Genomic DNA, 19,436 nt, shown 5'->3' with positions numbered 1-19,436 from the left:
GACGGCCAAGGCCGTCGCGCCGGACAGCGTCAGGACGATCCATGCTCTCACCCACAAAAACGGCGCGCCCGCCGCAAGCGACGGGCGCGCTTGGGTGGTGGATTTCCTTTTTATCGGTGCGCGCGACCTGTGCCGACCAGATCGAGCGACACCGCATTGGCCGCCGGGGCCGCGCGCTCCAATGTTGCGCGCAGATCGTCGCGCGAGACCATGGTGAGCCATTGGCGACCATAGCTGCGCGCCACCATGAAGAAGAGCTGGCCGTGGCAGCCCACCACCTGGCATTGGTCGAGCTGGTCGACGGGCGAGGCGGATGCGCCAAAGCGCAGCGCCTGGATGGCGGGATCGACCCGCAATTGCAGGCCGCATGCCCGGCATTGCGAGCGGACCAGCGCATTGGATCGCGAGAGGTCGCTCCAGCTGGTGGACCAATGGGGGAAGATGCGATCGATAGGGTTCATAGGCCCGGCAGTTTAGGCGGCTGATCGATCCGCGACAAGCGGAGGCGGCATGGCCGCCGCGCCTCATCGTAATCTTCGGGGCCTGTTCCGGCCCCCTGGCGCAAGGGCCTGGCCGTCGGTTCCGCTACGCGGCCCCGCTTGGTGATCGCGTCGGTTTCCCCACCTTCCTGCGCTGCGCTCCGTGCAGGCGGGTGATGCCCCTCCGCCGCGATCAGCCCTCAATTGCGCCATTCCCCGACCCGCTTCGCCAGCAGGCAGAAGCCGATGGCGCGCCATCGCCTTCGGCTCCATTTTTTCAGACAAGGGATAGACGACATGACCCGCAAGACCGCAGTACCCCGCACCAAGGCCGAGCGCATCGATGTTTACGAGGAAGTCACCAACCAGATCATCGCCATGCTGGAAGCTGGCACCCGCCCATGGTCGCCACGCTGGGCGTCTGGCGCATCCTCGCTGCCGCTGCGCCATGAGGGAACCGCCTATCGCGGCATCAATATCCTGCTGTTGTGGTCCGCGTCCATGGCGCGGGGCTACACCAATCCCTATTGGATGACCTATCGACAGGCCAGCGAACTGGGCGGGCAGGTCAGGAAGGGCGAAAAGGGCAACCTTGTCGTCCACGCAGGAAGCTTCACGCCCAAGGAGGCGGAAGCCGAACAGGTCGGGGCAGGGGAGGGCGAGAGCGAAGACCGCACCCGCAGCTATCTGAAAAAATATGTCGTGTTCAACGGTGCGCCGTAAAGGCGGAAGTAAAAAGGAGCTCTACCATGAGTAGATGATCTTGCTGGTTATAGATCATGCCCACTGGACCAACCTTGGCTAGGAATAGCTGAAATCCCGAAAGGGACAGGGGAAAGTAGCATGTTCAGAAAAGGTCCGGAAGCGCCAGAACCATTTGCGGCGTCATGGATCAGGGCAAGACGTGTATGGTGAAAGCTATACTGCCTGAACCCCAGTTTGCAGCGGCTAATAACGGAGCGGTGTCGCAGAATGGTTGACGCGGCACATCGGAGAAATGGAGGAAAGGGCGTTGAGTTCCTCCCGAGCAAGCGGTCATACCGCGAGCCTGCCAGCTTCTCCGGCGCACCCTCTGTAGGGAGGGGCAAGTGAACGAACGGGGCACCTAACCACGTCGGAACTCCGACTTCCGTAATTACGGGATCGCCTAAACAGGACGGCTTGCCGGACCTGCATGGCGACGGAGCCGCCATAGTACTCAAATGCCCGACGTAATGGTCGGGACAGTCTCCACTCTGATGGGGAACGAGCGCGGCCATAAGTGCGGGGCGACCCGTGTGAAAAGCCTCACCGCTCGGGGGAAGGGCGGCAGCGACTGCGATCAGACAATCTCACGAGGAGGTGTGCTAATGCTGCCAGTTACCGTCGAGAGGGCCGTCAGATCACTCCCGACCATCATCAGGTCGGGTCGGCGGGTCAATGGACTCTTCCGCCTCATGAAAAGCCCGCTTCTTTGGGAGCATGCCTATCAGCAGATCGCGCCCAACAAGGGTGCGATGACGCCCGGCGTTGACGGCAAGACACTCGACGGCTTTTCGCCCGAGATGGTCAGGTCGATCATCGACCGGTTGGCGGACGGAAGCTATCGGCCCAAGCCGGTACGTCGGGTGTATATCCCGAAAGCCAACGGCAAGAAACGGCCGCTTGGCGTGCCGACCACGGAGGACAAGCTCGTCCAGGAAGTGGTGCGGACGCTCCTTGAGCAAATCTATGAGCCGCTGTTCTCGCAGCACTCACATGGATTTAGGAAAGAGCGATCGTGCCATACGGCGTTAGAATCCATACGCGCCAAATGGACGGGGGTGAAGTGGCTGATCGACGTTGATGTTGTCGGGTTCTTCGACAATATCGATCATGATGTCCTGATCGGTCTGTTGGAAAAGCGGATCGCGGACCGTCGCTTTGTGCGTCTGATCCAAGGCCTGCTCAAGGCAGGTTATATTGAGGACTGGGTCTATCATCGGACCTACAGCGGTACACCGCAAGGCGGGGTCGTTTCCCCGATGTTGGCGAACATCTATCTGCATGAACTTGACATGTTCATGCAGGATAGGATCGCCAGCTTCACCAGAGGCAACAAGCGCGCGCCATCGAAAGATGCGAGGCGCTTGGGTCTAAAGGTCTGCTACCTTCGGAAGAAAGTGGATGCGATGCGGGCCGCAGGGTCCGCAGACTCCCAAAAGATCGCCTCCATGCTGGAGGAGATCGGTCGGCTCAAGGCAGAACGGGCGACCGTTCCGGCCAACGACGCCCTTGATCCCAACTATAGGAGACTACGGTACTGCCGCTATGCTGATGACTTCCTCATCGGCGTGACCGGCAGCAAGGCGGATGCACGCCAGTTGATGGACGAGGTCAGGGTCTTCCTGACCGACACCCTGAAGCTGGAAATGTCTGCCGAGAAAAGTGGAATCCGAAAAGCCACGGACGGGGCGCGGTTCTTAGGATACGAGGTCTGCACCAGCACCAACCGCAATCCGCACAAGGCGATCTTCTATGGTCGATCCACCTTGCGGCGCGGCTTGGCTGACCGGCTGCGGCTCCGAGTGCCAAGGGACCGGGTGGTCCGGTTCGTCAATGATAAGGGCTGGGGCGACTATGAAGCCTTCCGCCCGCGTCATCGGCCCGCGCTGCGCTTCGCAAGCGACGTGGAGATCGTCCTTGCCTACAATGCCGAATGGCGCGGCTTTGCGAACTATTATGCCCTAGCTGACGACGTGAAGCGCAAGTTGAATAAGGCCGGTTACTTCGCCTTGTTCTCCTGCGTCAAAACCATCGCCGCCAAGCATAGGACATCAGCTCGCAGCGTCTTCGCCAGACTGCGGCGTGGGATGGACTTCTTCATCCGCTTCGAGGTGGGAGATGAACCCCGCGCGATCAAGCTATGGCAGTTGAAGGACCTGCGACGACATGTCCGAACGTGGGGCGGGATCGATAATCCCCGCTCCACCCAGTTCGTGTTCAGCAGAACGGAGCTGGTCGAACGACTCAACGCCCGCCAGTGCGAGCGTTGTGGTCGGGATGACCTTCCGTGTGAGGTCCATCACGTCCGCCGGGTCGCGGAGATGCAATATGCCGGGCTGTCGCGCTACATGCGGTCGGCACGGCAGAGCAAGCGTGCGGTCCTCTGCGTCGCTTGCCACAATAGCATCCACGCCGGTCAACCAACCGACCGCCAACGGCGGATAGCACGCAGTCGTGGAGAGCCGGATGCGCTGAAAGGTGCACGTCCGGTTCGGAGGGGGGCCGAGCAATGTTCTCTCTGAGACTTTGCCGGCCTACCCAACTCGAGCAGATCGATGGCCTCGACATGGCGAAATATCCTGTTCCGCGTGTCGAAGTGAAAAACCGCGACCAGCGTGACCCGGAACTGGAGGCAGCCTTTGCCCGCTATGGTGTCCCCTACAGCGAGGGTGGTAACAGCGCCTACTACAATCCGGCCTCCGACAGCATCCGCATGCCTGCCTTTGCGGATTTCGTGAGCGGCAACGCTTTCTACGCCACGCTTGGACATGAGGCCGTTCACAGCAGCGGCCATAGGTCACGGCTCGACCGTGAAACCCTCTATGGTTATGGCAAATCGACGGAAATCCGCGCGGCAGAAGAGTTGGTCGCGGAGGTCGGCGCAGCCATGCTTTGCGCACAGCTTGGTATGGAGCCGACCGAGCGCGACGACCATGCCGCCTATATTGCCTCGTGGTTGACCGCCCTTCGCAACGATAAGCGTGCCATCTTCCGCGCCGCGACCGCCGCGCAGGCGGCCAGCGAATTCATCCTTGCCCGGATGGCCGCGCCCGACATCGCGCGCGCCGCTTGACCCCGATCGGGCGGCCGACCGCGCCGCCCGTTTCTTCGCTTCTTCTGAAAGATTGACCGATGCCCAAAGCTGCCCCCAAGATCGAACTTCGCTGGCGTGACGAAAGTTATGGCGCTGTCCATGCCGTTGCCGCCTTCCGCAACTATGGCGGAACCTGAGATTGGAGCGAACAAACCCAGCAGCGCTTTCGCGGCTGCTTGAAACGTGCGGGCTTTGCTTTTCATCATCGTCGCTGCTCATACATCGCGCCCCAAGGGGAGGGCGCGACACGCAAGCGCGCCTTGTGCGACGAACTCGCCCGCGCCGGTTTCACCATCACACTGGGCGATGTCCGACCGAAGGAAGTGCAGCCATGAGCGCCTCGGGCCTCCGCCACAATGGCGGGCCGCCGCTCGATGATGGCGCGGCGGCAGCGGAGCCGCCCCGCTTGCCTGCGGATGCGGCATGTTTTCGCTGTGTTCACTGGCATCCGCCCAGTGAACGGGAAGAGTCCGACCATCGCGCATGGCAGGGCGGCTATGGCCGCCGCGTCAGGGAACCGAGCGGTCATTGCTTTCGCGTGATGCACCGGCAGGGCGGGCCGACCGCCTTTGCGGGGACCATGGGACGCAACCGCTGTTTCAATTTCGAGCGCAAGCCCGATCCTGATCCGGCGCAATGCCGCACCCGTGGCTTCGTCACCATCTGGCAAGATGGAAAGATCGTCTGGGAAGGCAGCGAGGGCGAGGAACCGGCGGAATTTCAGCAGGGGGATTAGGACTTACGAGCGCCTGGCAGCCGGCGGGAGCTTGAAGGTCGCCAAAATCTAATAGACCTAACCATATAGGGTAGAGGGGGGACGGCTCCCCCTGAGCGCGAGCCGCGTTCCGCGTCTCTCACTACCCCCTGATGCGGGGGACACCCCCGCAACGCCCCCCACTTCGGGGAATGCGCCTCGTGAAGCGTGATCAGAACTGAATGCGGGTCATTTGTCCGCCGACCCAAAATCATCGGGCTTCCCTCCCAGGCTCCGGCTGGTTTGCTGAAGTAGCTTCACGGCAGAGTGCCCGCCGCGAGCTCGGTAGAGGATCGCTGGATCACTGTAGATTTCGCCTTGTCGGCGGAATGTTCATATCATTTGACGCTGCCGATCAACGTCGTGATCAGGTCATCGATCTTATTCAAGTCATGATCGGCAGACGTTGTGATTTGCTGTGCTACTATCGAGCAGAATAACAGTCGGTCCTAACCATCAGATCTGGGGCAAGAACCCATCCGGGTAGATTGATCATTATCGGCGACTTAATCATGTGTGCCACACAATAACCCTTGGCTAGCGAACACGCTGCCAAAATCTATCAAAGTCGCGTACCGCAGCTTTTCCGCCGTTTTGTTGTTGGGGGGAGAGGGGGCGCCGCCGCCCTCTCCCCTGCAACGGCAATCAGCAGGACCGAGGCTCGCTTACGCTTCGCGCGCTGCGCCCGCACCACTCCTCGCAGATTCTCGTTGCCCCCCACACCCCCGCTGCTCCGCGCGACCTCGGGTTTGCAGCAGCTGCTGCAAACTACGAACCAATGGAGTGAATGACATGATCCAGTATATCCCTGCAAACCTCCTTGTTGCGACCCCGGTCAACGTGCGCAAGGTCAAGACCGGGATCGACACGCTGGCCGCCAGCATCGCTTCCAATGACGGCCTCATCCAGAACCTCGTCGTCACCGCCGCGCGTGAGGACGGCAAATATGAGGTCATTGCGGGCGAACGCCGCCGCCGCGCCATTGCCAAGCTCATCAAGGACGGCATCTGGTCGAAGGATGCCGAAATTCCCTGCAAGGTCGGGGAAGCTGAGAACGCTACGTCCATGAGCTTTGCTGAAAATGCGGAGCGCGTTGCGATGCACCCTGCGGATGCTATTCGGGCGATGGGGAAGCTCCATCAGGAAGGACATAGTGAGGAAGCGATCGCGAACCGTTATGGCTATGATCCGCGTGAGGTGCGCAAATATCTTGCCCTCGCCGGTGTTAGTCCCAAGGTGCTGAACGCGCTCGCGGAGGACAAGATCGACCTTGCCTGCGTTCAGGCCTTCACCCTTACCAACGACCATGCCCGCCAGGAACGAATTTTGAAGCGGGCAAGCAGTGCCTATCAGGTGCGCGAACTGCTGACCGAACAGAAACTCACCACCCAGCACAAGCTGTTCAAGTTCATCGGCATGGACGCGTATCGCGATGCGGGCGGCACCATCACGGGTGACCTTTTTGCCGAAGAAGGGGAGGGCTATGCCGACGATCCCGAACTGGTGGAGCGGCTTGCCGACGAGAAGCTGGATGGCCTTGCCGACGAGGCACGGGCCCAAGGTTGGGGCGATGTCGTCGTTGCCATGGAAACCCCCTATAACAGCTATAGCTGGCACCGCCTCTACAGCGATGAGACGACCCGCAGCGTCACGCAGGCCGAGCAGGCGAGGATGGATGAGCTGACAGCGAAGCGGGAGGCGCGCGTTGCCGAGATTGGAGCAGGCAGCGATCCCGACTTCGACCCGGAATATGACGATATCCTCATGGAAATTGAGGAGGAAATCGAGCAGATCGGCACCGTCGAGCATCATTTCTCTGACGAGGCGAAAGCATCGGGCCGGATCCTCATGGTGCTTGGCCATCAGGGGCAGATCAACATCAGCCACTATAGCATCAAGGCGCAGCGCGCCGTGGCACATGACACCAACGGCGTGCCCGCGCCTCGTCCGCTCTATGATGCCCGCATGACGGAAGAATTGACCCGGATGCGAACCATGGCCCTGCAAAGCGAGGTTGCCAGCAATCAGTCGCTCGCCTTTGCCGTGTTGCTCGACGCGCTTCTGCCGATCGTGACGGAACGCTTTGCTGCCGAACATGCGGTGGAGCTTCGGGTTGGGACGGACCTGCAGGAGCCATGCCAGCATTTCGATTATAACAGCATGGAAATGGCGTCGGCCTTTGATGGTGTGGCCGATCTGATCGGAGCGGCCCCCAAGCATCCTGCCCATCGTTTCGTGTGGATCATGTCGCTCAGCGAAAAGGACGTGCAGCGCATGCTCGCGGCATGCTCCGGGGCGCTGCTCAACGCCACTCAGAGTAAATATAGCTCCCGTGAACGGCTCGAAAGCGCTAACCGGATCGCGCGCGCGGCGAAGCTCGATATGCGCAAGCATTGGGAAGGCGGCGTCGAATTTTTCGGCCGGATCAGCAAGAAGGCGCTGCTGTCGGCGCTGACCGAGGCATGTGGTGCGGACACAGCGGAAAATTGCGCTAAGATGAAGCGTGACGCTCTGGCTCAAAGCTGTGCGGAGCGCATCCCCGGTCGCGGATGGCTCCCGCCGGTTCTTGTGACGCCGGAAGAACCCGAGATCGATGCAGTGGATGCTGATGTCGAGATCGAGCGTGGCAAGAGCCATGAGGAAAGTGGCGATGGTGAAGAGAATGACAAGGAAAGCCTCAATGCCGCCGATGCCTTGCCGGACATCGTCCTAGCCGCAGAGTGAATCAGCACTGGAGCCGTCCCTCTCGGGGCGGCTCCCCTCTTGCGTTTGCGCTGAAAGCAGAACGCCCTGGCCGGCTCGCTCGCGTGCCGCGCAGACCCTTCGGTCCGCACGCCGCTACGCCTCGCAGGACCGATCAGCAAAGAAGTGTCTTGCAGACTGCCCATTATGTCATGCGCACCGGGATTGGGAAAACGATGAGCGGCACCTCCCATTTTTTCGCGGCCTCCACTCCGCCTTGCTTCGTTCCGGCCGCGAAAAAATCGGCTCCTGCGCTCCCCGCTTCGGCGGCAGTGCCGTCGTTGACCCAGACACGAGCCGCATGCGCGGCGCTCCTCAAAAAGGGTCGAGATGAGGAGGCACATATGACCATCAACCATCCCGCCATTTTCACCGCACAGTCCACCACCATCGCGGCTTTCGTCCACGCCGCGACCAGGGCGCTCAGCAGCTTTTATCCGCAACATATCATCCGTGATGAGGACGGCGGTTTCACGGCGATCGACGAAGGCGATTATGGAGAGCGGATGTCCTGCATCAGAGGCCGGATCGTTCATGCCGTACCTGCGCAAACGGGACGACAGCTACTGATACAGCGGGACGGCGGCGACGCTCTCTCCTTTCCGTTTTTCGCGCCGATTGGACCGGCCGGGCATCGAGCCCGGCAAGTCCATGGCCTTTGACTGGCAGGCGCCACACGGCAATTTGTCCGTTCTCTTTGTTCCAGCCCGCGCACGAGATGCTGGCATTATGCCGGAGCCGGCTCTGTGCCCGGTCGGATTGCGTAAGCGCACGCACTTCGGATGACTGCCACATTCACATTGGCCGTGACGCGCACCCAGTGTTCCGGATGGTGGTCAGGCGCCGTCGGTTACCACCTCGATGCGCATCCACCCCAGTGTTGAGCTATGATGATGCTTTTGAACGATATTCTGTGTCGATCGCCCTTGCTCAACCGCGCAATTCCTGTTTGCGATGGGGTATGGTCGCAGGCCGCCTTCTACGATCAAGAAAATAACCGCCCTTTTGAGGGCTACGGCTTCCGCGGTGCGGACCCTCCGTTTATTTTCTGGATCGCGTCAGCCTTGCTCCCTTGAAGACCCCATCAGGAATTGGCCTGATCGAGCAAGAGGAATGTCCCATGCAGAACATCGCTGAATTTCGCATTATCGGCCGCGTCAACAAGGTCACGGAGCATGAGAAGGTGGCGAAGATTTCGGTCGCCGCCAATTACAACCGCCAGGAAGATGGTGAGTGGGTCACCGACACCCACTGGAATGAAGTAACGCTGTTCGGTCGCCTGATCGAGCGCGCAACCAAGATCGACAAGGGGGATCTGATCCACGTCACCGGGCGAGTTCGGCAGAACTCCTACGACACGGCTGACGGCAAACGCTACACGGTTGAACTGATCGCCGACGGCCTCGCGGTCCTCGCAAAGGCCAGCGAAAATCACGACCGGTAAAGGAGCGGGGCCGCTTTTTGCGGCCCCTCCCGGCTTGACCCAGCCGATCTGGGTTGCGCTTTAAGCCTCTGAATCCTTTGCCGGATTCGTTGAGTTATCGCCGCCGGGAGATTATCCTATGCGCCAGCTCGGCTCATCGTCGGCTGATTGCTCGTCCATAGGCGGCAGCGCGACGAGGCCGCGCCGCCGCCGGGCAATCTTGAGGAGGTGGAAGGACATGAGCGGTGTAGCGCAAGCTGGCCTTTTCTTTTTCCTGCTGTTCGTCGTCATGTTTCTTGGTGCGGGTAGCAAGAGCAGAGGCTCTCGGATCCGCGATGAGGATGCCGAGACCTGGTGGCATGCCCGCCAGTCATGGTGGAATGACCGCCGATGAAAACGATCGCGGTTAACATCGAGAAGGGCGGCGCGGGCAAGACCACGATCGCCTGCCATCTCGCCTGGCACCTTGCCGATGCTAGGCACCGTGTTCTCGTGCTGGACCTTGATCGGCAATGCAACGCTTCGACCGCGCTGCGCGATTTCGAGCAGCTTGGCTCATGCAAGCCGTTGTTCGAGCCGGGTTATGTTCCGTCAGAGGGATTGCAGCGAGCCATATTCTCCAACCGTATGGCCGGAGAATATGATGCCGACTATGGCAAGGCGCTGACTTGCTTCCGCGCAAATTTCCCGGCGCTGAAGGCTGCCTATGATTATTGCGTGATCGATACGCCGCCGGCATGGAGCTGGCTCAATTTGGCGGCGCTGATGGTCTGTGACGATCTGATCGTGCCGGTCGAACTGGGACCGTTTGGACCCGATTCCACCAAGCAGCTTTCCAACTCGATCCAGACCGTCAATCAGCGCGGTCGCCAAACGCCGATCCGGATTGCGGGATTGGTCGCCAACCGGGTCAAGGCTAATGATCGCAATCAGCAGGCGATGCTGGCTGAGCTAAAGGCTAAGATCGGCCGTAATCTGTTTTCCACGCATCTTCCTGACCGCGCCCATTACAGCCAGGCCGTGCAGGCCGGCGTCCCGGTCTGGCGGTTCGACAAGGATGTACGATCGTCCCTGCCGCCGATGCAGGCGTTCCTGGACGAGGCATTGCAGAGGATTGGCGCCTGATGGATTTCGGCAACTTCGACATATTCGCTGCCAAGGATGAAGTTGCTGCCCAAGAGAGGGTGCTGCTGCTCGAACCGCAGCAGGTCTATCCCGATCCCCACAATGTGCGTCGCGCGATCCGCCCGGAAGAGATCGACGCACTTGCCCAAACCATCCGAGCCAGAGGGCAGCTGCAGCCCATCATCGTCGCACCGGCGGACGATGATAGGCGCTACATGATTCAGTTCGGCGAGCGGCGCTGGCGTGCGTGCCTCCAGCTCGGCCAGCCCGTCCGCGCCATCCTTCGCGAAGTTCTGGATGCTGGCCAGATCAGGATCGATCAGTTCATCGAGAACGATCAGCGCGAACAGCTGTCCGTACAGGACATGATCGCTTTCGTTGCCGATCAGGTAGCGTCGGGCATGAGCATCGTCGATCTCGCCCGCGCCACAGGCCGGGATCGGGCGAGGCTCTCCCGTCTGCACAGCCTCGCCTCGGCACCTGATTATATAGCCGCCCGCCTCAATGATATTCCGGTCCGCGGCGCGGTCGCATTGATGAAAGCCGCCGCCAACGATCCCGAAACCGTGATGGCGTTTCTGGATGCCACGCCTCCTGGCCTGGTCACCGTTGCTGGCTGCGAAAGCCTGTCGCGCCCCGTCCCCATGCCGCTTGCTGATCTTGAAGCTGGCAACCTCGCTCCGGTGCAGCAGGTTTCCCATGACTCCGGCTCCGCATCTGCGACACGGGAAGGGCCGTTACAGCCGAAGCGGTCCCGCCCGGGAGCGGAGTGCCCCGATGGTGCACGCGCTATTGTTGTCGGCGGCAAAAGTGGCCGCCTGGTTGAGGCGCTGATCCACTTCGAGGGCGAAGACCAGCCGCGCCTTGTCCGCTTCGATCGCTAAATCCCAGCGCCCCTTCTTTTCCGCGTTCTCAAGCGTTCCGGCCATGGTAGAGCACTGTGGCCAGGGCCACAGATTCGCATGGTTTTATAAGGGGTTGCTTTGATGGCAGGATAGGGGTTAGGGTCGCAATTGTAACACAGTGGCATCACGGACAAGGGACGAGGATGACAACTGCAAACGCATCTCAGGATGGCAAAGCGCACCTTACCATTCGGCTCGATCGGGCCACGCTCGACGCTTTTGATGCGCTGGCCGCGGGCAGGGGAGGGCGTAGCGCCCTGCTGCGATCCGTCCTGGCTCAGGTTCTTCGGCAGGCAGGCGACGCGCCACTTGTGCAACCCCAAGTGGAGCGCAGCACCAACCGGGTCACCATCAGCCTGACCGATGCCGAGATAGCGGTGTTGGAAACGCGGGCGGCCGAGCGCGGAACGGATCGGGCAGGGTGGGTCAAGGCCCTGACTCGCCGCCATCTTGGTCTGAAGGGAAGTGTCGATGCAGGCTTCCGTGAGAGCCTCGGCCTGGTGCGCAAGCAGTTGCAACGCATTGGCCGCAATCTCAATCAGGCCACGCGTGCCGGCAATACGGTCGCACTGGCCGACAATGGGCTGCAAATCGAAGGCGAGCTTCGGCGCATCATCGAGATGCGTCAGGAGGTCAACGACCAGATCGCCGCCTTGGGGGAAGCCCTGCGCGGAGACCTCAGCTATTGGAAGGTGGCTGACTGATGTCGTTCGGCGAGCGCGAGGACGAACTGTGGGGCGTGCTGAAGCCGACCTTCAAGCCGCGCGTATTTGGGGACCCTAATCTCAGATATGCCGAGCGTCTGCTGAATCAGAAGGGGTTCGGCAAGGATGCGGGACATGTGGTGGCGCCCCGCGCCGATCCCCGTGCCGTCCTGGCCCGCGTCGTTCACAAGGCGCCTGAGGTGCTGGTAAAGGTGACGGGGCGCAAAAAGGGAGCCGACCATCTCGGTGCCCACCTTGCCTATATTGGGCGTAAGGGTGAGATCGCGCTTGAAACCCGCGATGGCGAACTGCTCACCGACAAAGCGGATGTCCAGCAGCTCGCTGAGGAGTGGTCTGATCCTTTATACTGGCGGCAGCGTGCGACGGTCTCCGCGGTGTCCATGGTCTTTTCGATGCCGGAGGGTACCGACCCTGAGACGGTGAGGCAATCCGTCCGCGAAACGGCGGAACGGCTCCTAGGCGACAATCATGATTATCTGATGGCGCTCCACACCGACACACCACGGCCCCACGTGCATATGACGGTTGAGGCCGAGGGGATGGACGGCAAGCGGTTCGATCCGCGGCGGGAGGATCTGTTCAAATTTCGGGACGCTTTCGCAGAGGCGCTGCGGAGTCGGGGCGTCGAATGTGAAGCGACGCCGCGCTGGACGCGAGGGCAGGGCAGAGCCGGCACCAGCATGGCGCTCGCGCAAATGCGGGAGAAGCTCCGGCGCGGTGTGTCGCGGCAGCCGACCGAGGCTGATTTGCGTCAGGCTCGGGAAGCTCTGGCGATCGCTACCGGCAAAGCAACACCGCCGCCATTTGTTGCTCAGGCGAAGCAGCGTTGGGCCAGCATTAGAGAACAATATGAAGGGGCTGCCGCCCGCCTGGATGGTTCCGGAGATCCGCGTGACGAGGAACTTGCGCGGGAGTTGCGAACGTTCCTGAAAGATCGACCATCCATTGAAACCGTGCCTGATCGCGTGTTGAAGGACGCGGTCGAGCGAGTGCGGATCGCGAGGGACCAACAAAGCAAAAGTCGGGAAGGTCCGAACTCGCCAGAGCGCGGGCCTCCTGACAAGATGCGATAGACAGGCGCCTAACCGAGGAGCCTTCAGACGCAGTTCAATCCGCGCTTGAAATTTCTCCAGAAAATCCGTATTTTCCGGATAGGAGAATCACCATGTCCCATTCTGTCAGTTCCGTCGAAGCCTCGAAGTCGTTCGGTCGCATTAGCCGCCAAGCGCTGGAAGCGCCGCTTACTATTACACATCACGGCCATGATAGCCTGGTCCTCATGTCACACGCGGAGTATCAACGGCTCAAGAGCCGCGATCGCGAGGTTATGACTCTCAGCGACTTCACCGATGACGACCGCGCGGCCGTCGCCGCCGCGCGCATACCGTCCGAGGCCGCCCAGTTCGATGACGAGACCCGGGATCATTGATGCCACTTCCAGTCCCGTTACCCGGTCTCGTAATTCGTTACTCGTTTCTCTGGAGCCATGAAGCCAAGGCTGGCGTCGAAGACGGAAGAAAGGATCGGCCGTGCGCTGTCCTGCTCACGACGACGACTAAAGACGGCCAGCAGATCGTGACGGCGCTCCCAATCACTCACGCTCCGCCGGCGGACGATCGCCTTGCGGTCGAGATCCCAACGCGGACCAAGGTGCGCCTCGGTCTCGATGACTCACGCTCATGGATTGTCCTAACCGAAGCCAATCGATTCCAGTGGCCGGGCCCCGACCTGCGGCCGGTGCCCGGCGACAAGGACGGCACTGTGGCCTACGGCATGTTGCCCGCGAGCCTCTACGATTTGGTGCGCACCAAATGGCTTGCTGCCTATGACGCGGGCCGCGCGAGGCAGGTCAAGCGGACCTCCTGAGCTGGTGCAAACCGCCATACAGGACGAACCAAGCGCGGGTGCCGTGTGGCTGAGGTGCCAGATTGTATATTGGGTGACGTCGGCGCGTAGATGGCGCACCATGTCCGCCCAGCGCTTCTGCTCCGCAGCGTGACGCCATTTCTTACCGTTGCTGAATCCTGGCAAGCGTCCTTTGCAGCAATTCTGAAAGCGCCCGCCCGATCCACACAGGCACAGACTCTTGGGGTTTGGCACAAATGGCTTGTAAGCGGGCTTGGATTGCGTATCCACAGTAGGAGCGGTCCGGTTCAACGAGCGCGACGTATAAGCAACGAACTATCCACGTCCAAATTTTCATCAAGCCCATCAGCAGTTAATGGTATTGTCGCACACCCAACCTTATGTCTGCAAGCGGTCGACAGCCACCAATAGCAGAAGGTCGGCTCCTGAGGCCCGAAGATCGGGGGCTGAGTGGCGATAAAGGGTCGACCTCTAAAGGCCGGCGCCTTCGTTAGATGGCCTCTCGGCTCCCCCAAGTTGACCTTATCAACATGCCAGCGTGGCCACGCGGACTGCCTCATCGACGAAGCCGAGCAGCGCAGTAACACTGCGAACCATACCCTCGTAATTCTGGAGATCGGCGATCTCCCTCTCTATGCCGGGCAGCGCCGCGGTGACGGCCTTCACGTGATGGGCGATCTCATCCGTCTGCTGTGCGAAGAGTACCCGTCCCGTTGCGGTGACGCGTGCATTGACCTCAGCCAACTGTTCAGTGATGGCGTTAATCGCGGCAGCAGTAGGCGCTGTGTCTATAGATTGCTCCAGACTCCGTACCAAGGCGATGAGATCACTGTGCATCATCTGAAGATCAGGGTTCGTTGAGGCTCCCGTTGGCGGTTTGTCGTTCATTTCGCTTCTCCCGACTTGTCTATAGCCTGATAGGTCGCCTCGGTCCTTTCCAGCCGATCATTTATGTCTTTGAGCACCTCGTCAAATGGCCGCCTCGATCCGTTCGCAGCGGCAGCGTGCGCGTCGGCTAGGCCAAGCAGCGATGCGCGGAGGCCGGCCAGGGCGGCAAGTTGCCCGTCCCGCTTGTCGATGCCCATCAGGTAGTCGGCAACAATCTGCCGCTGGCGCGCATCGGCCTTCATAGTAGCAGCCTCGGCATAGGCGCGCTGATATACAGCCAACGCCGTGGTCCAGTTTGACGCCACTGTGCCCCGAAGCCCTTCCCGATCGCTTTTGCCGACGGCATCGGCCATCGCAGTCAATAGGGCACGGACATCGGGGTTGGTACGCCGCAGGATGTCTCGCGCGCTAGCTTGTGCCCGCAGATCGACCAGGGCACCCGCCAAGGCGGCGAAGCCCGCCGTGATACCCGGATCGAGATCGGCTGTGGTCGGACCCGAGTTTAGCTGCACGCCAAGCTCTCGGAAGGCATCGGTCTGCACACTGCCGCGGTTGCGGCCCGTAAGGGTGGCTAGCAAATTGCCGTAGCGGGCGAGATCGCCGAGCGCATCGCGCCACTTAGCAGCCACGTCGGCCGAGACAGCCGACGGGAATCGACGTTCCGACAGGCCAATCGCACCTGAGCGAACGAACCGGTCAACCTCGACGGAGCGCGTCAACTTGTTCGCTTCAGCGAAACTTGTTGCGACATCGGCCTGCAATATCGATGCGGCTCGTCCGAAGCCGGTTAGATCGGCGGACGGTGTCGAGGCGCAGCCGCTGATAACTAGGGCGAACAGGAGGCAGGTGATGGATCGCCCAGCTTGCCCGGCACCGATTGCGATCACGATGCGCATCCCAGTTCTGGGGAAAGGTCGCGGAATGATCGACTTGCCAGGCGCGGAAAAAGTGAGAGTCGCGACCTCAACTCGATGTCTTCGAGCGTGACGCGCGCCTCACAATGGTCGAATGTCCTAGTTACGCCGGTATCCATGATGAAGGCCGCCATCCGACCGTCCTGCGTTACTATCACCTTCCAGTAGGCGGAGGGTACGCGATGGCGTTCATCGGCTCCCGGCAGAGGTGGCAGAACGCGCTCGAACAAGGGTCCAGTCAGCACATAGACTGCAATGTTCTTAGCTTGGGCGAGATCGTTCTCCTGTGCCTCCAGTCGCTGCCAGGCACCCTGATTTAAAGCTGACCCTTGAGGCGTGATGTTGGAGAGCAGATTCGTGTCAGCCGCGAACGGTGTGCCCGACTGCCCGGCAAGCGGCGCTTGGTGTCCGCGATCTACCCCAAGGGCTTGCGAGGCGCCCTCATAGTCTTTGGGTTCGAGCGTCTCCTCGAAGTCGAGCCAAGGATCCGCCGCCCACTTTCGCTCGCCCGATGGCCCGATTGACGAGGGCGTGACGCGATAAGCGACCCAGTCAGCCAACTTGGTTAGGTCATTCGACGCCAAGGTGTAGATTTCGCGCACCACGATGTCGTCGATCCCGGGAGCCCCGATAGGGCAGCCATGCAGGCAGTGGAACGTGTGAAGCTCGGCCTGGCTCGATTTGGCCGGTGCGGTCGGAATCATCGCCATGATTCCTGAGATCGCCGCCGACAGCAGTCGCAGCCTAAAGATTCTCGCTTCTCTCGAGCGCTTCGCCTTGATGACAACGGTCATCGATAGAATTTCCGGAAGAGCTCATGTTCGCGCAGCACTGGAGGGCGGTATGGCCCATCGCCACCTTGCCGAGGGACGCTCGTCGTAGCGAAGCGTTCAGCTACGCTTGGGTGCATGGTGGCGTCGTTCCTGGGGCTGCGCGGGCTTTCCTTCCATGTGATCGAGCGGGTCAGCCAGCGCAGCCAGGTGGGCGTGCGTTGACGCACGGTGTCGCTCATGCCTGCGATCTCATCATGCTGCACGCCATCCGGGGCCGGGAAGATGCGGATGCGTCTCTCGTCGACGATCAGTGGATCCGGGACGGAGCGTGCCTCCTTCAGCATCCAGTCCAACGCGATGTCGGACAGTCTGGATTCCGCTTCTGGATAGCTTCCGCCGATGTCGGAGTGGTTCCCCGCGAACCACATCTGCACGAACGGCTTCGGTTCGCCTTCAACCTCGGGGCGGCTCTGCACCCCTGAGCCCGGCCCCCAAGGCACACGCGGGAAGTCGGCCCGGTTCTCGTCGATCGCAATGGCATGTCGGGCGTATGCGACAGCCTTGCCGAGTAGCTTGTCATAATCGCGACCGCTCCACTGCGCCAAATGAAAGGTCCTGCGCTGAGACTGCGTCGATGGAATGAAGATCTTCAGTGATGGCCTCAGATACGACCATGCCGCCACGGTCCCGATGACAGCGGCAGCGATAACAAATGAGGTTGTCCACCCAAAGTGGATCAGCTCATGCGTAAGCGTCGCGATCAATGCGGCAGCGCCGAGCACGAGCAGAGCGAGGAGACCTCCCAGAACGATGCGCAACGGGCCTTTTGCGCCGAGAGAGGCGACCGTGTCAAAGACGCCGATGAAGTACGGTGCGGCATTTGCCTCACCATCCCGGTCCGAACCGTGGTCGATCCGAAATCGACGAGCAAGCTCCTCCCGTTCCGCTTCATACTTTACGCGCGGATGCCCTGCACCATGTTCGGCGACACGGATGACGGCTCTTTCGGCAACCTCGCGCACGCCCAGCCGAAAACGGGGCAGGTCTCCATCCGGCGTCTTGGTGGCTACACCGCACAGGCGCAGTACGGTCGCCACGCTCCGAGCTGTGTAAGCGCCTCGACTGAAGCCGAAGAGCCATATCCGGTCGCCTGGACGATAGTGATTGATGATGAACTCGTAGCAATCCGCAATGTTGGTCGTGATACCGCGCCCGGTCACCGATGAAAGCAGCTTGGTGAAGCCGCGTCGGAGAGACGTCAGCCCCGTGGCCCCGGCATCGGTTCCAAGGCCGGGATCGTAGAAGACGACTTGCTCGCGAGGATCGACTTCACTATCCGCGCCAGGTCTCGTCGCGCGATACATCTTGAATATGTTGCTCATACGCTGCTCGGGTCGAACGCCGCCGTCTTGGCCCGTGCCGTCCGAGTAGATCACGATGTTCTTCGGCAAACTTGGCCCCCCGTGTCAGCATTAATGGCGACACCTGATTCATCAGAGGCGCCGGGATGTGCATTCCATGAGTGCAACGAAAAATCTAGAACAAATGATGAACCATTCACAAGTATTTCGGCCCTTTCTGCACACATAAGATGCCCGCTTTGAACCTGCCTAGGGCAGAGATAGCGTTGGCGGCCCCACCGTCAATGTGGGCGCGACCACGGCAACAACTGGCGAGCGACGTTAATCCTACCGTGCTAGCACCGGGGCTGCGGTTGGCCGCCTTACCAGCTTCCTCTGCGGTGGGCGGGCAGGCGGAAGGACCAGACATGAAGGCTTTGGCGGTCTTGCAAGCGTAATGCTTCCGTTCGGGCCCGCAGCGCAGTGGACCTTCACTGAGGATGACTAAAGCGTAGGCAGCAACAGGTCCAACTACAACAGATTGATCGATGGAAACCTATGGAATATGGGAGTAAATGAGGGACCGGCGCTGTTTGGTCCGCGGAGTGGACTGGGGGATTCATGACAAATAGGAATTTGGCACTGGGAGGTGCTGCTCTGCTCATAGTGGGACTGTTCTGTCCCATCGTAACATTGCCATTTCTTGGGAACGTGAACCTCTTCAATGACGGAAGCAACCTGGTCGCGCTGTCCATCCTGGCGTTGGCGGTCATCAGCGGTGCCATGGCCGTCAACACCCGCGAAAAAGATGTCTTCTGGCCAGGAATCGCAGCGGGCGTGGTTCTCGCCTACCAGTTCGCCACCCTCCAGTATCGGCTGTCACAGATGCGCAGCAACATGGCTGATCTCGAAGGGAATCCGTTTGCTGGCGTTGCAAAGGCTGCCGCCGGAACAGTTCAATTGCAGTGGGGATGGCTGATCCTGGCTTTGGGTGTCGGCCTGCTGATATACGCCAGCGTCAAGGAGCGTCGCGCGGCAGAGCAGTCGCTGTTTGGCACAGACGACGGCCCAGCGAGGACGGTTGCCGCAGTTGCCGTCGTAATCGCGGCTAGCATTATCGGATGGACGATGTTCAAGAGCTTCGGCGGGATTTCTGCCGACAATGCGATTCCGATGGCCGACGGAGCTTCCGCGTTTTCGGGCAGCGCCGCGAACATTCCAGGCACGGAGTCGGATGGACCGTCGACTGAGGAAGCCACCTACATCAGAGACAATCTGAATCTCTATGATCTTGAGACGAAGTATTTCGACAGCATGTTGGACGGTCGGGTTCCAGGCGTTGACTTCAAGATCAAGAACAACGGAAACAGAACCTTGAATCGCGTGAAGGTCAAGGTTGTCTTCCAGGACGAACAGGGCAAGCCGATCGCAGAGGAGGAATACAGCCCGGTGTGGGTTGTTGAGAACAGCTACTCCTCGGACAACAACACCCCCCTTCGTCCGAACTACATCTGGCAGAATGAAAACGGTCACTTCTATAATGCCAAGAGCGTGCCGTCCGAGTGGGCGGAGGGGAAGGCCACCGCTACCATCACCGATATCGAATTTGGTCCCGGCCAATAAGATGTCTAGACCGACACGACCTATGGATGGTTCGCTTTTTG

At 60.6% G+C, this 19,436-nt stretch carries 20 protein-coding genes; 15 read left to right on the top strand and 5 right to left on the bottom strand.

The genetic code is table 11. The features are described from left to right. Positions 1 to 110: 110 nt before the first annotated feature. The gene (locus tag ACNHGR_RS24465; protein WP_475289606.1) at positions 111 to 461 is read right to left on the bottom strand and encodes a hypothetical protein; all 351 of its coding nucleotides are present in this window, start codon (positions 459 to 461) and stop codon (positions 111 to 113) included. Positions 462 to 776: 315 nt separating this feature from the next. Between ACNHGR_RS24465 and ACNHGR_RS24460 the strand changes: the two genes are divergently transcribed. The 14 genes from ACNHGR_RS24460 (at position 777) to ACNHGR_RS24395 (ending at position 13,857) form a co-directional block, all read left to right on the top strand. Next, positions 777 to 1,202, top strand: coding sequence for an ArdC-like ssDNA-binding domain-containing protein (locus ACNHGR_RS24460; protein ID WP_475289604.1), 426 nt, complete (start codon positions 777 to 779; stop codon positions 1,200 to 1,202). Between the two features lie 713 nt (positions 1,203 to 1,915). Further along, the gene (locus ACNHGR_RS24455; protein WP_475289602.1) at positions 1,916 to 3,745 is read left to right on the top strand and encodes a reverse transcriptase/maturase family protein; all 1,830 of its coding nucleotides are present in this window, start codon (positions 1,916 to 1,918) and stop codon (positions 3,743 to 3,745) included. A 44-nt stretch (positions 3,746 to 3,789) separates the two neighbouring features. After that, positions 3,790 to 4,296 carry a zincin-like metallopeptidase domain-containing protein gene (locus ACNHGR_RS24450; RefSeq protein WP_475289600.1) on the top strand — a complete coding sequence of 169 codons (507 nt, stop codon included), beginning with the start codon at positions 3,790 to 3,792 and terminating at the stop codon, positions 4,294 to 4,296. Between the two features lie 352 nt (positions 4,297 to 4,648). Further along, positions 4,649 to 5,053 (top strand): hypothetical protein, encoded by a 405-nt coding sequence (locus ACNHGR_RS24445; RefSeq protein WP_475289598.1) that lies wholly within the window; start codon positions 4,649 to 4,651, stop codon positions 5,051 to 5,053. Between the two features lie 810 nt (positions 5,054 to 5,863). Then, positions 5,864 to 7,795 carry a ParB/RepB/Spo0J family partition protein gene (locus ACNHGR_RS24440; RefSeq protein WP_475289596.1) on the top strand — a complete coding sequence of 644 codons (1,932 nt, stop codon included), beginning with the start codon at positions 5,864 to 5,866 and terminating at the stop codon, positions 7,793 to 7,795. Positions 7,796 to 8,157: 362 nt separating this feature from the next. After that, complete coding sequence (locus ACNHGR_RS24435) at positions 8,158 to 8,475, top strand: hypothetical protein (protein ID WP_475289595.1); 318 nt, start codon at positions 8,158 to 8,160, stop codon at positions 8,473 to 8,475. Between the two features lie 458 nt (positions 8,476 to 8,933). Next, a complete protein-coding gene (locus ACNHGR_RS24430) occupies positions 8,934 to 9,257 on the top strand; it encodes a single-stranded DNA-binding protein (protein ID WP_426387897.1) in 324 nt (107 codons plus the stop codon). A gap of 217 nt (positions 9,258 to 9,474) precedes the next feature. Next, on the top strand, positions 9,475 to 9,630 hold the full coding sequence (locus tag ACNHGR_RS24425) for a hypothetical protein (protein ID WP_475289593.1): 156 nt from the start codon (positions 9,475 to 9,477) through the stop codon (positions 9,628 to 9,630). Beyond that, entirely contained in the window at positions 9,627 to 10,361 is a 735-nt protein-coding gene (locus tag ACNHGR_RS24420; protein WP_475289591.1) for a ParA family protein, read from the top strand. The genes ACNHGR_RS24425 and ACNHGR_RS24420 overlap by 4 nt, the downstream gene beginning before the upstream one ends. Further along, complete coding sequence (locus ACNHGR_RS24415; protein WP_475289589.1) at positions 10,361 to 11,245, top strand: ParB/RepB/Spo0J family partition protein; 885 nt, start codon at positions 10,361 to 10,363, stop codon at positions 11,243 to 11,245. The genes ACNHGR_RS24420 and ACNHGR_RS24415 overlap by 1 nt, the downstream gene beginning before the upstream one ends. A gap of 164 nt (positions 11,246 to 11,409) precedes the next feature. After that, positions 11,410 to 11,970: a hypothetical protein gene (locus ACNHGR_RS24410; protein ID WP_475289587.1), complete on the top strand. Its 561-nt coding sequence runs from the start codon at positions 11,410 to 11,412 to the stop codon at positions 11,968 to 11,970. Continuing rightward, on the top strand, positions 11,970 to 13,064 hold the full coding sequence (locus tag ACNHGR_RS24405; protein ID WP_475289585.1) for a relaxase/mobilization nuclease domain-containing protein: 1,095 nt from the start codon (positions 11,970 to 11,972) through the stop codon (positions 13,062 to 13,064). Before ACNHGR_RS24410 ends, ACNHGR_RS24405 begins: the two co-directional genes overlap by 1 nt. Before the next feature lie 92 nt (positions 13,065 to 13,156). Beyond that, a complete protein-coding gene (locus ACNHGR_RS24400) occupies positions 13,157 to 13,420 on the top strand; it encodes a type II toxin-antitoxin system Phd/YefM family antitoxin (RefSeq protein WP_475289584.1) in 264 nt (87 codons plus the stop codon). Continuing rightward, positions 13,420 to 13,857, top strand: a complete 438-nt coding sequence (locus ACNHGR_RS24395; RefSeq protein ID WP_475289582.1) for a hypothetical protein — start codon at positions 13,420 to 13,422, stop codon at positions 13,855 to 13,857. The genes ACNHGR_RS24400 and ACNHGR_RS24395 overlap by 1 nt, the downstream gene beginning before the upstream one ends. Positions 13,858 to 14,382: 525 nt before the next feature. Here the strand turns inward: ACNHGR_RS24395 and ACNHGR_RS24390 are convergent. The 4 genes from ACNHGR_RS24390 to ACNHGR_RS24375 are packed head-to-tail and all read right to left on the bottom strand — an operon-like array spanning position 14,383 to position 17,883. Next, positions 14,383 to 14,745: a hypothetical protein gene (locus ACNHGR_RS24390; RefSeq protein ID WP_475289581.1), complete on the bottom strand. Its 363-nt coding sequence runs from the start codon at positions 14,743 to 14,745 to the stop codon at positions 14,383 to 14,385. Further along, positions 14,742 to 15,641 (bottom strand): hypothetical protein, encoded by a 900-nt coding sequence (locus tag ACNHGR_RS24385; protein ID WP_475289580.1) that lies wholly within the window; start codon positions 15,639 to 15,641, stop codon positions 14,742 to 14,744. The genes ACNHGR_RS24390 and ACNHGR_RS24385 overlap by 4 nt, the downstream gene beginning before the upstream one ends. Next, a complete protein-coding gene (locus ACNHGR_RS24380) occupies positions 15,629 to 16,453 on the bottom strand; it encodes a DNA/RNA non-specific endonuclease (protein WP_475289578.1) in 825 nt (274 codons plus the stop codon). The genes ACNHGR_RS24385 and ACNHGR_RS24380 overlap by 13 nt, the downstream gene beginning before the upstream one ends. Beyond that, positions 16,450 to 17,883 carry a DUF2235 domain-containing protein gene (locus ACNHGR_RS24375; RefSeq protein ID WP_475289576.1) on the bottom strand — a complete coding sequence of 478 codons (1,434 nt, stop codon included), beginning with the start codon at positions 17,881 to 17,883 and terminating at the stop codon, positions 16,450 to 16,452. The genes ACNHGR_RS24380 and ACNHGR_RS24375 overlap by 4 nt, the downstream gene beginning before the upstream one ends. A gap of 600 nt (positions 17,884 to 18,483) precedes the next feature. Between ACNHGR_RS24375 and ACNHGR_RS24370 the strand changes: the two genes are divergently transcribed. Beyond that, positions 18,484 to 19,395 carry a hypothetical protein gene (locus tag ACNHGR_RS24370; RefSeq protein ID WP_475289574.1) on the top strand — a complete coding sequence of 304 codons (912 nt, stop codon included), beginning with the start codon at positions 18,484 to 18,486 and terminating at the stop codon, positions 19,393 to 19,395. Positions 19,396 to 19,436: the final 41 nt, after the last annotated feature.

Source organism: Sphingobium sp. RS1, assembly GCF_056156825.1.
This window is presented reverse-complemented; position numbering and strand designations above follow the sequence as displayed.

What these genes read in the sequence shown, in the direction of transcription:
- ACNHGR_RS24465 (WP_475289606.1), bottom strand. Translation starts at nt 461, where the DNA reads ATGAACCCTATCGATCGCATCTTCCCCCATTGGTCCACCAGCTGGAGC.
- ACNHGR_RS24460 (WP_475289604.1), top strand. Translation starts at nt 777, where the DNA reads ATGACCCGCAAGACCGCAGTACCCCGCACCAAGGCCGAGCGCATCGAT.
- ACNHGR_RS24455 (WP_475289602.1), top strand. Translation starts at nt 1,916, where the DNA reads ATGAAAAGCCCGCTTCTTTGGGAGCATGCCTATCAGCAGATCGCGCCC.
- ACNHGR_RS24450 (WP_475289600.1), top strand. Translation starts at nt 3,790, where the DNA reads ATGGCGAAATATCCTGTTCCGCGTGTCGAAGTGAAAAACCGCGACCAG.
- ACNHGR_RS24445 (WP_475289598.1), top strand. Translation starts at nt 4,649, where the DNA reads ATGAGCGCCTCGGGCCTCCGCCACAATGGCGGGCCGCCGCTCGATGAT.
- ACNHGR_RS24440 (WP_475289596.1), top strand. Translation starts at nt 5,864, where the DNA reads ATGATCCAGTATATCCCTGCAAACCTCCTTGTTGCGACCCCGGTCAAC.
- ACNHGR_RS24435 (WP_475289595.1), top strand. Translation starts at nt 8,158, where the DNA reads ATGACCATCAACCATCCCGCCATTTTCACCGCACAGTCCACCACCATC.
- ACNHGR_RS24430 (WP_426387897.1), top strand. Translation starts at nt 8,934, where the DNA reads ATGCAGAACATCGCTGAATTTCGCATTATCGGCCGCGTCAACAAGGTC.
- ACNHGR_RS24425 (WP_475289593.1), top strand. Translation starts at nt 9,475, where the DNA reads ATGAGCGGTGTAGCGCAAGCTGGCCTTTTCTTTTTCCTGCTGTTCGTC.
- ACNHGR_RS24420 (WP_475289591.1), top strand. Translation starts at nt 9,627, where the DNA reads ATGAAAACGATCGCGGTTAACATCGAGAAGGGCGGCGCGGGCAAGACC.
- ACNHGR_RS24415 (WP_475289589.1), top strand. Translation starts at nt 10,361, where the DNA reads ATGGATTTCGGCAACTTCGACATATTCGCTGCCAAGGATGAAGTTGCT.
- ACNHGR_RS24410 (WP_475289587.1), top strand. Translation starts at nt 11,410, where the DNA reads ATGACAACTGCAAACGCATCTCAGGATGGCAAAGCGCACCTTACCATT.
- ACNHGR_RS24405 (WP_475289585.1), top strand. Translation starts at nt 11,970, where the DNA reads ATGTCGTTCGGCGAGCGCGAGGACGAACTGTGGGGCGTGCTGAAGCCG.
- ACNHGR_RS24400 (WP_475289584.1), top strand. Translation starts at nt 13,157, where the DNA reads ATGTCCCATTCTGTCAGTTCCGTCGAAGCCTCGAAGTCGTTCGGTCGC.
- ACNHGR_RS24395 (WP_475289582.1), top strand. Translation starts at nt 13,420, where the DNA reads ATGCCACTTCCAGTCCCGTTACCCGGTCTCGTAATTCGTTACTCGTTT.
- ACNHGR_RS24390 (WP_475289581.1), bottom strand. Translation starts at nt 14,745, where the DNA reads ATGAACGACAAACCGCCAACGGGAGCCTCAACGAACCCTGATCTTCAG.
- ACNHGR_RS24385 (WP_475289580.1), bottom strand. Translation starts at nt 15,641, where the DNA reads ATGCGCATCGTGATCGCAATCGGTGCCGGGCAAGCTGGGCGATCCATC.
- ACNHGR_RS24380 (WP_475289578.1), bottom strand. Translation starts at nt 16,453, where the DNA reads ATGACCGTTGTCATCAAGGCGAAGCGCTCGAGAGAAGCGAGAATCTTT.